This window comes from Achromobacter xylosoxidans A8 (assembly GCF_000165835.1).
Taxonomy (GTDB): Bacteria; Pseudomonadota; Gammaproteobacteria; order Burkholderiales; family Burkholderiaceae_B; genus Achromobacter; species Achromobacter xylosoxidans_B.
Genome location: NC_014640.1, coordinates 1,263,051 through 1,275,268, shown reverse-complemented (window position 1 = coordinate 1,275,268; position 12,218 = coordinate 1,263,051). Strand labels below are relative to the sequence as shown.

Annotated in this window: 12 protein-coding genes; 8 read left to right on the top strand and 4 right to left on the bottom strand. The window is 65.7% G+C overall.

The features are described from left to right. The first annotated feature begins 6 nt into the window (after positions 1–6). Positions 7–420, top strand: coding sequence for a RidA family protein (locus AXYL_RS05990; RefSeq protein WP_013391897.1), 414 nt, complete (start codon positions 7–9; stop codon positions 418–420). Between the two features lie 45 nt (positions 421–465). On the opposite strand, the gene lolA is transcribed toward AXYL_RS05990, so the two are convergent. After that, positions 466–1,089, bottom strand: coding sequence for an outer membrane lipoprotein chaperone LolA (lolA, locus tag AXYL_RS05985; protein WP_013391896.1), 624 nt, complete (start codon positions 1,087–1,089; stop codon positions 466–468). Next, positions 1,089–3,473 (bottom strand): DNA translocase FtsK, encoded by a 2,385-nt coding sequence (locus tag AXYL_RS05980; RefSeq protein ID WP_085947787.1) that lies wholly within the window; start codon positions 3,471–3,473, stop codon positions 1,089–1,091. Before AXYL_RS05980 ends, lolA begins: the two co-directional genes overlap by 1 nt. Before the next feature lie 42 nt (positions 3,474–3,515). Between AXYL_RS05980 and trxB the strand changes: the two genes are divergently transcribed. Genes trxB through AXYL_RS05955 form a run of 5 tightly spaced genes read left to right on the top strand, consistent with a single transcriptional unit; the run spans position 3,516 to position 7,229 of the window. Next, positions 3,516–4,475, top strand: coding sequence for a thioredoxin-disulfide reductase (gene trxB / locus AXYL_RS05975; RefSeq protein WP_013391894.1), 960 nt, complete (start codon positions 3,516–3,518; stop codon positions 4,473–4,475). After that, entirely contained in the window at positions 4,462–5,130 is a 669-nt protein-coding gene (locus tag AXYL_RS05970; RefSeq protein ID WP_013391893.1) for a Smr/MutS family protein, read from the top strand. The genes trxB and AXYL_RS05970 overlap by 14 nt, the downstream gene beginning before the upstream one ends. Then, positions 5,127–5,456 carry a DMT family transporter gene (locus tag AXYL_RS05965; RefSeq protein WP_013391892.1) on the top strand — a complete coding sequence of 110 codons (330 nt, stop codon included), beginning with the start codon at positions 5,127–5,129 and terminating at the stop codon, positions 5,454–5,456. Before AXYL_RS05970 ends, AXYL_RS05965 begins: the two co-directional genes overlap by 4 nt. Continuing rightward, entirely contained in the window at positions 5,453–6,100 is a 648-nt protein-coding gene (locus AXYL_RS05960) for a hypothetical protein (RefSeq protein WP_013391891.1), read from the top strand. Before AXYL_RS05965 ends, AXYL_RS05960 begins: the two co-directional genes overlap by 4 nt. Then, the gene (locus AXYL_RS05955) at positions 6,087–7,229 is read left to right on the top strand and encodes a hypothetical protein (protein WP_013391890.1); all 1,143 of its coding nucleotides are present in this window, start codon (positions 6,087–6,089) and stop codon (positions 7,227–7,229) included. The genes AXYL_RS05960 and AXYL_RS05955 overlap by 14 nt, the downstream gene beginning before the upstream one ends. Here the strand turns inward: AXYL_RS05955 and AXYL_RS05950 are convergent. Both AXYL_RS05950 and AXYL_RS05945 read right to left on the bottom strand, forming a co-directional pair. Beyond that, entirely contained in the window at positions 7,226–9,316 is a 2,091-nt protein-coding gene (locus AXYL_RS05950) for a sodium:solute symporter family protein (RefSeq protein ID WP_013391889.1), read from the bottom strand. The genes AXYL_RS05955 and AXYL_RS05950 overlap by 4 nt on opposite strands. Further along, the gene (locus tag AXYL_RS05945) at positions 9,316–9,594 is read right to left on the bottom strand and encodes a DUF4212 domain-containing protein (RefSeq protein ID WP_013391888.1); all 279 of its coding nucleotides are present in this window, start codon (positions 9,592–9,594) and stop codon (positions 9,316–9,318) included. The genes AXYL_RS05950 and AXYL_RS05945 overlap by 1 nt, the downstream gene beginning before the upstream one ends. A 731-nt stretch (positions 9,595–10,325) precedes the next feature. Here AXYL_RS05945 and kdpF point away from each other — a divergent pair. Beyond that, the gene (gene kdpF / locus AXYL_RS05940) at positions 10,326–10,415 is read left to right on the top strand and encodes a K(+)-transporting ATPase subunit F (RefSeq protein WP_013391886.1); all 90 of its coding nucleotides are present in this window, start codon (positions 10,326–10,328) and stop codon (positions 10,413–10,415) included. Beyond that, positions 10,415–12,217: a potassium-transporting ATPase subunit KdpA gene (kdpA, locus tag AXYL_RS05935; protein ID WP_013391885.1), complete on the top strand. Its 1,803-nt coding sequence runs from the start codon at positions 10,415–10,417 to the stop codon at positions 12,215–12,217. Before kdpF ends, kdpA begins: the two co-directional genes overlap by 1 nt. Position 12,218 lies beyond the last annotated feature (1 nt).

The following is a 12,218-nucleotide window of genomic DNA, read 5'->3' as shown; positions in this document are numbered from 1 at the left end:
AGAACCATGAGCACTGCTCCCACCGCCGACAACAACGGCATCACCCGCTACGGCGTCGCCGGCGGCACCGGCCAGGGCGGCTCGCACATGCCCTTCGCCCGCGCGGTCGCGGCCGACGGCTGGCTGCACGTGTCCGGCCAGGTGCCGATGGACAATGGCGAAGTCGTCGAAGGCGGCATCGTGACCCAATCGCACAAGGCCATTCAGCAGGTGCTGGCGATCCTGAAAGAAGCGGGCTACGGCCCCGAACACGTGGTGCGCTGCGGCGTATGGCTGGACGACGCGCGCGACTTCGCGTCGTTCAACAAGGTGTTCAAGGAGTACTTTGGAGAGAATCCGCCGGCGCGGGCCTGCGTGCAATCGTCGCTGGTGGTCGACGCCAAGGTAGAGGTCGACTGTATTGCGTATAAGCGTCCCTAAGCGGACACCACGCAAGAAAAAGCCTGGCGTTGCCAGGCTTTTTTTTCACATCTTCACCACATCCACGCCCTTCGGCGCGACGAACTGGAATTCCTTCGCCGGCAGCTGCGGATTGGCGGCGATACCGGACAGATCCACGCGGGTGGTTTGTCCGAACGAATCCAGCAGTTCCACGCGCACCGGCAGGTTGTCCTTCATGCCGATGTCGACGCGCGAAAAGCCCGCATCGGCGGTGCGCGGCTTGGCGCGCAGCCAGTCGATCCCGTCCTCGGACGGCAGGGCCGAAACGTCGAACGACTGCTCCAGCGAACCCGAGCCGAACAGGATGGCCGCGGGCGAGGTGCCGATGGCGGCGTCGACCTTGCGTTCGGTCACCTGGGCCAGGTCCGGATCGAACTGGAACACCTGACGACCGTCCGACACCACCAACTGTTCATACGGCTTCTGCACCGCCCACTTGAACTTGCCGGGACGCTGGAACGAAAACACGCCGGTCTGGGCAGGCTGCGTGCGGCCCTGGTTGTTCACCGTGTACTGCGAGAAGGAGCCGGTGGCGGAGGTCACCGTGGCCACGAAGGCGCGCAACTGCTCCTGCGCGCTGGCGGCGAACGCCAGGGCGGGCGCCAGGCTCAGGGCCGCGACGGCGGCCAGTTGGCGAAACATCTTCATCAAGCTTCCTCTCGGGCGGCGGCGGCTGCGGGAACGAGGATCTCGCGGTTGCCATTGGACTGCATCGCCGACACCATACCCGATTGCTCCATCTGCTCCAGTAACCGGGCAGCACGGTTGTAACCAATGCGCAGGTGGCGCTGCACCAGCGAGATGGAGGCGCGGCGGTGTTTGAGCACCACTTCGCACGCCTGGTCGTACATCGGATCCGATTCGGCGTCGCCGCCGATGCCGGTGACGCTGCTGGCGCCTTCGCCGCCGTCACCGTCCAAGCCGCCTTCCAGCAGGCCTTCGATGTAGTTGGGTTCGCCCTGCGCCTTGAGGCTTTCCACCACGCGATGCACTTCGTCGTCGCTGCAGAACGCGCCGTGCACGCGCACCGGCAGGCCGGTGCCCGGCGGCATGTAGAGCATGTCACCCTGGCCCAGCAGGGTTTCAGCACCCATCTGGTCCAGAATGGTGCGCGAGTCGATCTTGGACGACACCTGGAACGCGATGCGCGTCGGGATGTTGGCCTTGATCAGGCCGGTGATCACGTCCACGCTGGGACGCTGCGTGGCCAGGATCAGGTGGATGCCGGCGGCGCGCGCCTTCTGCGCCAGGCGGGCGATCAGTTCTTCGATCTTCTTGCCGACCACCATCATCAGGTCGGCGAGTTCGTCGATGACCACCACGATGGTGGGCAGCGGCGACAGCGGCTCGGGTGCGTCCGGAGTCAGCGAGAACGGATTGGGGATGGGTTCCTCGCGCTTGATCGCGTCGCGGATCTTGGTGTTGTAGCCCGCCAGGTTGCGCACGCCCATCTTGCTCATGAGGCGGTAGCGCTTTTCCATTTCGCCCACGCACCAGTTCAGCGCGTTGGAAGCATGGCGCATGTCGGTGACCACCGGCGCCAGCAAGTGCGGAATGCCTTCGTAGACGCTCATTTCGAGCATCTTCGGATCGATCAGGATCAGCCGGGTATGGGACGCGTCCGCCTTGTACAACAGCGACAGGATCATGGCGTTGATCCCCACCGACTTGCCCGAACCCGTCGTACCCGCCACCAGCAGGTGGGGCATCTTGGCCAGGTCAGCCACCACCGGGTTGCCGGCGATGTCCTTGCCCAGCGCCATCGTCACGACGGAATGGCTGGCGTGATAGGTCTGCGAACCCAGGATCTCGGACAGGCGCACCATCTGGCGGCGCGGGTTGGGCAGTTCCAGGCCCATCAGATTCTTGCCCGGGATGGTTTCCACCACCCGGATGCTGACCAAACTGAGCGCGCGCGCCAGGTCCTTGGCCAGGTTGACGATCTGGCTGCCCTTCACGCCCGTGGCGGGCTCGATTTCGTAGCGCGTAATGACCGGACCGGCCTGCGCCGCCACCACGGTGACCGACACGCCGAAGTCGGCCAGTTTCTTTTCGATCAGGCGCGAGGTGAATTCGATGGTCTCGGCCGACACCGTTTCCTGGTTGGCCAAGGGCGGATCCAGCAGGCTGATGGCCGGCAGGTCGCCTTCGGCGCCGCCCGAGGGCGCGAAGAACAGCGACTGCTGCTTTTCCTTTTCGACCCGTTCGGACTTGGGCACCACGGTAATCGCCGGTTCGATCCGGACCGGCTGCTCATGCACCAGTTTTTCCTGCTTGGCCACGACCTGTTCGGTGCGCACGGCCTTGGCGACCTCGCCGACCTTGCGGTCTTCGCGCGCGGCATAGGAATCGCGGACGCGGCGCACCAGGCCTTCCAGCCAGGAGCCCACGCGTTCGGCGATGGACAGCCACGAGAACGAGAAGAACAGGCTCAGGCCGATGGCCAGCATGACCAGGAAGGCCAGGGTGCTGCCGGTGAAGCCGATGCTGCGGCCGATCAGGTCGGCCAGCGTCTGGCCGATCACGCCGCCCGCGCCGCTGGTATTTTCCGAGGCGCCCGGCAGGTGCGTGCCGCGGCTGGCCAGGCGCAGGGCTTCCATGCCCAGCGAACCCACCAGCAGCAGGAAGAAACCGATACCCTCTTCCCAGTGGACGCGGGGCAACACTTCCGGCTGCTTACTATTGGTAACGCGAAGGTGACTGGCCAGGCGGCGATAGCCCGCCCGCACTCGGTGCAACAGCAGAATTACCCACCACCAGGCGGAAAAACCGAACAGATAGAGCAGGATGTCCGCCAGATAGGCGCCCAGGGTCCCGCCCCGGTTGTGGATGGCGCCGGCGGGGACGGAATGCGACCAGCCCGGGTCGGCGGCGTTCCAGGTGGCCAGCACCAGCGTCAGCCAGGCCGCCAGGGCGGCGAAGAGGATCCAACGGGCTTCACGCAGCAGCGCGGACAAGCGCGTCTGCAGGGGGGAAGGCCCGTTACGGGTGTTGCGCGAAGCGCGCGGAGAAGCAGTCGAGATACGCGGCATGCGGCTCATTATAATTGGGCGTTAACCTAAAGATACCCGCCCATGTCCACGCCTACGCACGCTAAAGTTTTGATACTCGGTTCCGGCCCTGCCGGTTACACGGCGGCCGTCTATGCGGCACGCGCCAATCTGAGCCCTGTTCTTGTTACAGGTCTGGCCCAAGGCGGCCAGCTCATGACCACCACGGACGTCGACAACTGGCCGGCCGACGCCGATGGCGTGCAGGGTCCGGACCTGATGCAGCGCTTCCAGAAGCACGCCGAACGCTTCAACACCGAAATGATCTTCGACCACATTGCCAAGGTCGATGTGTCCAAGCGCCCGTTCACCCTTACGGGCGACACCGGCAAGGTTTACACCTGCGACGCCCTGATCATCGCCACCGGCGCCTCGGCCAAGTACCTCGGCCTGCCCTCGGAAGAGGCCTTCATGGGCCGCGGCGTGTCCGGCTGCGCCACTTGCGACGGCTTCTTCTACCGCAACCAGGACGTGGTCGTGGTCGGCGGCGGCAATACCGCCGTGGAAGAAGCGCTGTACCTGTCGAACATCTGCCGCAAGGTCACCCTGATCCACCGCCGCGACAAGTTCCGCGCCGAACCCATCCTGGTCGACAAGCTCATGAGCAAGGTCGAGAACGGCAACATGGAACTGAAGCTGTTCCATACCCTGGAAGAAGTGCTGGGCGACGACAGCGGCGTGACCGGCGTGCGTGTACGCCACGTGGACACCGGCGCCACCGAGGACATGACGGTCACCGGCGCCTTCATTGCCATCGGCCACCAGCCCAACACCGAAATCTTCCAGGGCCAGCTGGAAATGAAGGACGGCTACATCGTCACCAAGAGCGGCCTGTCCGGCATGGCCACCATGACCTCGGTCCCGGGCGTGTTCGCCGCCGGCGACGTGCAGGACCACGTCTACCGCCAAGCCATCACCAGCGCCGGCACGGGCTGCATGGCCGCGCTGGACGCACAACGGTGGCTGGAGAATGCGGGGCAGTAAGGTCGGCCTGGCCGACCTGAAACGCCTGAAGAAAGACCTGCAGGCCGAACGCGAGCGCGCCGCCCTCGCCCAGCGGGTGGCGGTGCTGAAAAAGCCCGAAACCGCCCCCGTGGACGACATGGCGGCGTTCAAGCGCACCATGAAGTCGGTCACGCCGATCAAGCAGGCCGCCCGGGTGGAACACAAGCCCGTGGCGGAACCCGCGCCCGCGCTGCGCCGCGCCAATGCCTTGGGCGAAACGCCCGCACGCGCCGACGCCGGCGTCTCCGATGGCGGTGAAATCACGCACCTGCTGTCCGAAGGCGGCACCGCCTTCGTGCGCAGCGACGCCGCGCCCGATACCGCCCGCAACCTGCGCCGCGGCCAATGGCGCGCCGGCGCCGAACTGGACCTGCACGGCCTGCGGGTGGAACAGGCCCGCCACGCCCTGCTGTCGTTCCTGGACGAATGCCAGGAACACGGTATCCGCTGCGTGCGCGTGGTGCACGGCAAGGGCTACGGTTCGCAGGGGCTGGAGCCGGTATTGAAGGACAAGGCCCGCACCTGGCTGGTGCAGAAAAGCGAAGTGCTGGCATTTTCCGAGGCCCCCGAACGCGAAGGCGGCGCCGGCGCCCTGCTGGTGCTGCTGCGGCAATCCGAAGGATCGCGCAAATGAAGTGGCTGTACCTGGGTGTGGCCATCATCGCCGAGATCTTCGCGACCAGCGCGCTCAAGGGATCCGAAGGCTTCACGCGCCTGACGCCGTCCATCATCACGGTGGTCGGCTACCTGATCTCGTTCTATTTCCTGTCGCTGACGTTGCGCGAAATTCCCGTGGGCATCGCCTACGCGATCTGGTCCGGCGTGGGCATCGTGTTGATTTCCATCGTGGGCGCGGTGCTGTTCAAGCAACACCTGGACACGCCCGCGCTGATCGGCATCGGACTCATCATCGCCGGCGTGGTGGTGATGAACGTCTTCTCGAAATCCGTCTCGCATTGAAGCCCCGCGCCCAGCCGACGGTGTACTTCCGCATCCGCCGCTGGCTGACAGCGGCTCTGTGCCTGGGCGGCCTGGGCCTTCTGACGGCAAGCAACGCCTGGGCCCAGGACTTCAACCGCGCCGCCGAACTCGTGCGCTACCGCGCCTGGTTCACCGCTTTCAAGCAAGACCTGGACCGGCTGTCCGCCACGCCCCGCCCGCTCTCGGAAACCGAGCTGGACGCGCTGTTCACCCGCACGGTGACGCCTGGCACGCGCGGCGCGGGGTTCATCCGCCAGGCCTTCACGCAGCGCGGCGGCGAAGGCGGCTACTTTCCAAGACCCGGCCCGCGCGCCGTGCTCATGGCCGTGCTGGACAGCGCCATCCCTGCCGGCCAGGGCGGCATATACCCCGAAGCGGACCCGGCTCTCAACGTCACGGACCTGACCGTCTGGTACCTGCATGTGGATGTCGGCGACATGAGCAATACCTACCTGCTATCGGGCGAACACTTCACGCCTTACCGGCTGCCGCCTCCCGGCAAGCTGGAGCGCAACGCCTACCCCTTCCTGCTGATGGACACGCGCGATGGCGCCCTGCGCCTGGGCGGCGTCAGCAGCGAACTCTGGGGGCTGATCGCCTACCTGCACAATGCCACGCTCTGATTCCGCGCTGCGGCTGCTGGCGCTGACGGCGCTGTCCATGATGCCCGGGCTGGCGAGCGCGCTCTGCGAACCGCTGGCCGCGTCCGCGCAGCGCACAACCGGAGTGATGGACGTTTCGCTGGACGACGCGAACACCTTGCTGGCGCTGGACGGTTCGCGCATCCGCTCGTGGCTGCCTGGCGTGGCCATCGACACGGGCGCCCGCGCCACCGCCATCATCTGGGCAGAACGCGTGGACTGGTCGGTCTACGCGGCCGCGCCCGACGCCCGCATCGGCGTCACCATGCTGCGCTGGGAAAGCGGCGCGGACGGCCGTCGGCATTTATGCGGCATTGCCCGCTACAGCGCCAGCGCCGTGCAGGAAGCCCGGGAATCGGGCGTGGCCGCGCTACCCGCGCCGCACGCGGAAACGCGCTTCTACTATGACGCCAGCGGCCGCTTGACGGGCTACGAAGAACGCTCGCGCGCTTGGGACGGCCGCCGCAACCCGCCAGCGCGATTCTGCCTGCGCTACGACGCCCACGGCTGGCTGGCCGAACTGGGCGCCAACGATTGCGCCGCAGCGTCCCGGCCTGTGACCCGCTACGTGCATGACGAAGCGGGCCGGCTCCTGCGCACCATTTCGTATCAAGAAAAATCCGACGACGCGTTCGAAGTCGTGACGCACGATGTCCAAGGCCGCGAGGCACAGCGCTATTTACGCCAACGGAAGACATGGTCGGACGAGACCCCCGTGCTGGGGCTGCCCTACCGCGCCAGCCCGAACCCGTACGCCGTGCTGGTACTGCCCGGCCCGGCCTGGCAAGCGCCCGCGCTGGACTCGTACCACTACGACTGGACCGTCGTGCAGCCCCGGAAGACGGCCGAGGGCACGGCCAGCATCTATGCCGCCAAGCGCGACCCCGCCCAGGTCCTGGCAAAAGGCACCAGCGACAGCAACGGACAGTTCCTCATGAGCGCCGCGCAACGCAAGCGGATCTGGGACGCCGCCGGCCGGACGCCGGGCGGCGTGCAATGGCTATGGGCGCCCGGCCAGACCTATACCTTGCTGCAGGCCATGCCCGCGGCGCAGTGGGCGTCCTGCATCGACCCGGAAAACCGGAAGGCCGACGCCTGCGGCACGCCTTAGGCGCGCTCCCCCTGCGGCTTGGACGCGCCCGGATGGCGCAGATAGTCCACCAGCGCCAGCGTGGCGCGGTCGGGCGGCGGCGTCAGCAGCGACACCACGATGATCGTCAGGAAAGCCACCGGCGCACCGAACACGCCCGCCGCGATCGGCTGGATGCCCCACCACAGGTCCACCGGCTGTGTGCGCGATATGCCCAGCACCCATTCGCGCAGCCACGGATGCGTGTGCGTCATGTAGGCGAACGTCACCGCCAGCCCCGCCGCCATGCCCAGCGTCGCGCCCCATTTGTTGGCGCGGCGCCAGAACACGCCCATGACCAGCGCCGGGAAAAAGGACGAAGCCGCGAAGGAAAACGCGGCCGACACCATGAAGAGTATGTCCGCCGGCTTTCGCGCGGCCACCCAGGCGGCGCCAAAAGCCACCAGCAGCAACAGGATCTTGGACACCATCACGCGGCGCGCCGCCGACATGCGCGGCGACACCATGCGATACCACATGTCGTGCGACAGGGAGTTGGACAGCGTCAGCAACAAGCCGTCGGCGGTGGATAGCGCCGCGGCCAGGCCGCCCGCCGCCACCAGGGCCGAAATCACGTAAGGCAAGCCGCCGATTTCCGGCATGGCCAGCACCACCACGTCGGCGCCCATGCTGATCTCGCTGAGCTGCACGATGCCGTCGCGGTTGACGTCGGTCACGTCCAGCAGATTGCTGTCGACGGCGCTCCAGGCATGCACCCAATTGGGCAGGCTGAGGAAGCTGGATCCCACCACCTGGGTATAGACCTCGTACTTCACCAGCAACGCCAGCGCCGGCGCCATGAAGTACAGCAGCAGGATGAACAGCAGCGACCAGCATACCGACTTGCGCGCCTCGACGACCGAAGGCGTGGTGTATGAGCGCATCAGGATATGCGGCATGCCCGCAGTGCCCAGCATCAGACAGAGCACCATCGCCAGGAAGTTGATGCGCATGTTGCGCTGCTCTTCCGGGTCCTTGGAGGGAAAGGGTTCCGCATGCGGCGTGGCCGGCGCGGCCCGCGCTTCGAAAGTGGCTTTGGACTGCGACCATGCAATGCGCGCCTCTTCCACGCTGCCGGGGTAGCTGGACAGCTCGCGCTCCGCCGAGCGGATCTCGACCATGGGCGCATCGGTGGCGTTGAGCTGGGCCAGCCGGCTGCGCAGCTTGTCCTTTTCCAGCGTCCAGGATTCGGGCAATGCCGCCACCCGGTGGCCCATCTCGTTGGCGCGCTCTTGCCAAAGCCGGCGCGCCTCGATTTCGGAGGGATCGTTCTGCAGGTACACCTCTTTTTCAGTGACCTGCTGCAGCACCACGCCCGCCGACAGCTGCGGCACGGGCATATTGGTGTGCTTGATCGACAGCCACACCACCGGCACCAGGTAGGCGATCACCAGGATGATGTACTGCCCCACCTGCGTCCAGGTGACCGCGCGCATGCCCCCCAGGAACGAACAGACCAGCATGCCGCCCAGAGCCACGAAGATGCCTAGCTCGAACGAAATCCCGGTCATGCGGGTGGTGATGATGCCCACGCCGTAGATCTGCGCCACCAGATAGGTGAAGGAACAGAGAATGGCGCAGGCCACGCCCGCCAGGCGCGGCATGTTGCCGCCATAGCGCGCGCCCATGAAGTCGGGAATGGTGTATTGGCCGAAGCGGCGCAAGTAGGGCGCCAGCAACATGGCCACCAGCACATAGCCGCCGGTCCAGCCCATGATGTAGGCCAGCCCGCCATAGCCCGTCAGGTAGAGCGTGCCGGCAACACCGATGAAGGACGCCACCGACATCCAGTCGGCGGCCGTGGCCATGCCGTTGTAGATTGCCGGCACGCGCCGGCCGGCCACGTAGTACTCGACCTGGTCCGAGGTCCGGCAGACGATGCCGATGCCGGCGTACAGGCTGACCGTGACCAGCAGGAACACATAGCCGATCCAGTTGCGCGGCATGCCCAGGATCTCGGCCAGCGCCATCAACAGGATCATCAACGCGAAGCCTGCCGTATACAGCACGTAGATGCGGCGCAGCCGGACTCTGAATTGCTGGGGCGTATCTCCGCTGAAAAACGGCATCAGCGGTGTCCCCCGGCGTCTTCGGAGTGTTCATCGGCGCGGTTCATGACCCGGGCGTAAATGCCGATGATGATCAGGTATGCCAGCGGCGCGCCGTAGGCCGCCATCCAGAACGCGAACGGCCAGCCGATGAAGTCGAAGTTCAGGTTGCGGGCGAAATAGGCGGGAATGAAGGTCAGCGCGGCCCAGACGACAAGCAACACCAGGATCAGCCGCAGGTTGCGGCGCCAATAGAGAGTCGTGGCTGGCTTTGGGGAGGAAAGGCGCGATTCCGGCATAGCTGGGTGAGCGGACCCTGTCTGATTATCGCGAAACGCGGCGCTTGAAAAGCCCGGGTACTTCAAATGCCGGCTTTTTATGCGACAACGGCTGGCACTACCTGGTGCCAGCCGCTGTGCGTTTTGCTTTTTTTGGGTACTGCTTTACTTTTTTTATGTACCGGTGCCGCCGGTATTTGCCCATGCAGGGCTTTGTCTCCTCACCTGCATGGGATGAGATTCTGCACCAGAAGCGGGATTGTCACACTAGGGGAATGCCCTAAGAAGGAGCATTCATTTACATATTTTCTGCACCAAATTGGTGCACCTTGGGTTGCATGTTCTAAATACTGGGATTTTTAGAACGCCCTAGAGTCGGTACGGCACACGCCTCTCCACCGCTGCACTCCCCTCCGCCACGCCGCCTGGGTCTGATCCATAACGGTGTGTGCGTCACGCCCGCATTCAGGCAGCGACGGCCTGAATGCGGGCGTTTACGTTTCATTTATATCCCTCTCCCAAACGTATACCCCGTTTTTACCCCCTGCTCCGTAACCTGCCGGTGTCCTGATTGGTCAATACGCCTGCCCGGCGCGCATCCCTATCCGCCGCGCAGGCCCGTCGTTCGAAGGGAGCGCCGCTCCCGGGAGGAAATACGTGGATGCCATTTATATCGCCGTCTTCGCCGTCATGGCCGGGCTGATCTTCGCCCTGCTCCGATTCTGCGAAGCCTTGTCTTCGGGAGAGCAACCATGAACTGGCTCTACTGGCTGAGCGGCCTGACGGCCGCCCTGTTGTTCGTGTACCTGCTGGTCGCGCTGTTCAAACCGGAGAAATTCTGATGACCGCCGAATTCATCGGATTGCTGGTCGTGTACCTGGCAGTCCTGCTAGCGATCGCGCCCCTGCTCGGGCGCTATATCCGCATCGCCATGGAAAACGGGCAGTCGCGGCTGACCGCCTGGGGCCGCCCGATAGAGCGCGGCATCTACCGGCTGGCGGGCATAGACCCGCAGGCCGAGATGGGCTGGAAGCGTTACGCCGTGGCGGTGCTGGCCTTCAACATCATCGGTATCGCCGCGGTCTACGCCTTGCAGCGCCTGCAGGGCGTGCTGCCGCTCAATCCCGCCGGCATGGGCGCGGTGTCGCCGGACTCCGCCCTGAACACCGCCATCAGCTTCGTCACCAACACCAACTGGCAGGGCTACGGCGGCGAATCGACCATGAGCTACCTGACGCAGATGCTGGCGTTGACGGTGCAGAACTTCGTCTCGGCCGCCACCGGCATTGCGGTGGTGTTCGCGCTGATCCGCGGCCTGTCGCGCCATTGCTCGGCCACCGTCGGCAATTTCTGGACCGACATGGTGCGCAGCACGCTGTATGTGTTGCTGCCGCTGTCCCTGGTGCTGGCGCTGGCGCTGGTCAGCCAGGGCGTAGTCCAGAACTTCAGCCCCTACCAGGAAGTCCAGACCGTCGAGGCTGTGCACTACGATCAGCCCCGCATGGACGCCCAGGGCCAGCCCGTGCTCGACGCCAAGGGGCAGGCCGTGACCGACCCCGCCGTCAGCAAGACCCAGACCCTGGCCATGGGACCGGTAGCGTCTCAGGAATCGATCAAGCTGCTGGGCACCAATGGCGGTGGCTTCTTCAACGCCAACTCCGCGCACCCCTTCGAGAACCCCACGCCGCTGGCGAACTTCCTGGAGATGCTGGCCATCCTGGCGATCCCCGCCGCGCTGTGCTTCTCGTTCGGCGAGATGGTCGGCAGCCGGCGCCAGGGCATCGCGATCCTGGCGGCCATGACGGTGCTGTTCGCGGTATTCGCGCTGTCCGCCGCCTACTTCGAGCAGCAGCCCAACCCGATGGCGGCCCAGGCGAGCGCAGACAGCACGCTCAGCGCCTTCTCCCCCGGCGGCAACATGGAGGGCAAGGAGACCCGCTTCGGCATCGCCGCCACCTCGCTGTTCGCCACCGTCACCACGGCGGCCTCCTGCGGCGCGGTCAACGGCATGCACGATTCGCTCAACGCCATGGGCGGACTGACGCCGATGTTGCTGATGCAGTTGGGCGAGGTCGTGTTCGGCGGCGTGGGCTCGGGCCTGTACGGCATGCTGGCCTTCGCCATCCTGGGCGTCTTCATCGCCGGGCTGATGATAGGCCGCACCCCGGAATACCTGGGCAAGAAGATCGAGGCCTACGACATGAAGATGGTCTCCATCGTCATCCTGGCCACGCCGCTGCTGGTGCTTTGCGGCACGGCCCTGGCGGTCTCGGTGGCGGCCGGCCAGGCCGGCGTGCTCAACCCCGGCATCCACGGTTTCTCCGAAATCCTCTATGCCCTGACGTCCGCCGCCAACAACAACGGCAGCGCCTTCGCCGGACTGTCCGCCAACACGCCGTTCTACAACGTGCTGCTGGGCATCGCCATGTGGTTCGGCCGCTTTGCCATCATCGTCGCCATCCTGGCGATGGCGGGTTCGCTGGCCGCCAAGCGCCGGCATCCCGCCGGCCCCGGCAGCATGCCCACCACCGGCCCCCTCTTCGTGGTGCTGCTGATCGGTGCGGTGCTGCTGGTAGGCGCCCTGACATACGTGCCCGCGCTCGCTCTGGGTCCGGTCGCGGAACACCTGCAATTGAAAGGCTAGG

What these genes read in the sequence shown, in the direction of transcription:
- AXYL_RS05945 (WP_013391888.1), bottom strand. Translation starts at nt 9,594, where the DNA reads ATGCCGGAATCGCGCCTTTCCTCCCCAAAGCCAGCCACGACTCTCTAT.
- AXYL_RS05955 (WP_013391890.1), top strand. Translation starts at nt 6,087, where the DNA reads ATGCCACGCTCTGATTCCGCGCTGCGGCTGCTGGCGCTGACGGCGCTG.
- kdpF (WP_013391886.1), top strand. Translation starts at nt 10,326, where the DNA reads ATGAACTGGCTCTACTGGCTGAGCGGCCTGACGGCCGCCCTGTTGTTC.
- AXYL_RS05950 (WP_013391889.1), bottom strand. Translation starts at nt 9,316, where the DNA reads ATGCCGTTTTTCAGCGGAGATACGCCCCAGCAATTCAGAGTCCGGCTG.
- trxB (WP_013391894.1), top strand. Translation starts at nt 3,516, where the DNA reads ATGTCCACGCCTACGCACGCTAAAGTTTTGATACTCGGTTCCGGCCCT.
- AXYL_RS05970 (WP_013391893.1), top strand. Translation starts at nt 4,462, where the DNA reads ATGCGGGGCAGTAAGGTCGGCCTGGCCGACCTGAAACGCCTGAAGAAA.
- AXYL_RS05965 (WP_013391892.1), top strand. Translation starts at nt 5,127, where the DNA reads ATGAAGTGGCTGTACCTGGGTGTGGCCATCATCGCCGAGATCTTCGCG.
- lolA (WP_013391896.1), bottom strand. Translation starts at nt 1,089, where the DNA reads ATGAAGATGTTTCGCCAACTGGCCGCCGTCGCGGCCCTGAGCCTGGCG.
- AXYL_RS05980 (WP_085947787.1), bottom strand. Translation starts at nt 3,473, where the DNA reads ATGCCGCGTATCTCGACTGCTTCTCCGCGCGCTTCGCGCAACACCCGT.
- AXYL_RS05990 (WP_013391897.1), top strand. Translation starts at nt 7, where the DNA reads ATGAGCACTGCTCCCACCGCCGACAACAACGGCATCACCCGCTACGGC.
- kdpA (WP_013391885.1), top strand. Translation starts at nt 10,415, where the DNA reads ATGACCGCCGAATTCATCGGATTGCTGGTCGTGTACCTGGCAGTCCTG.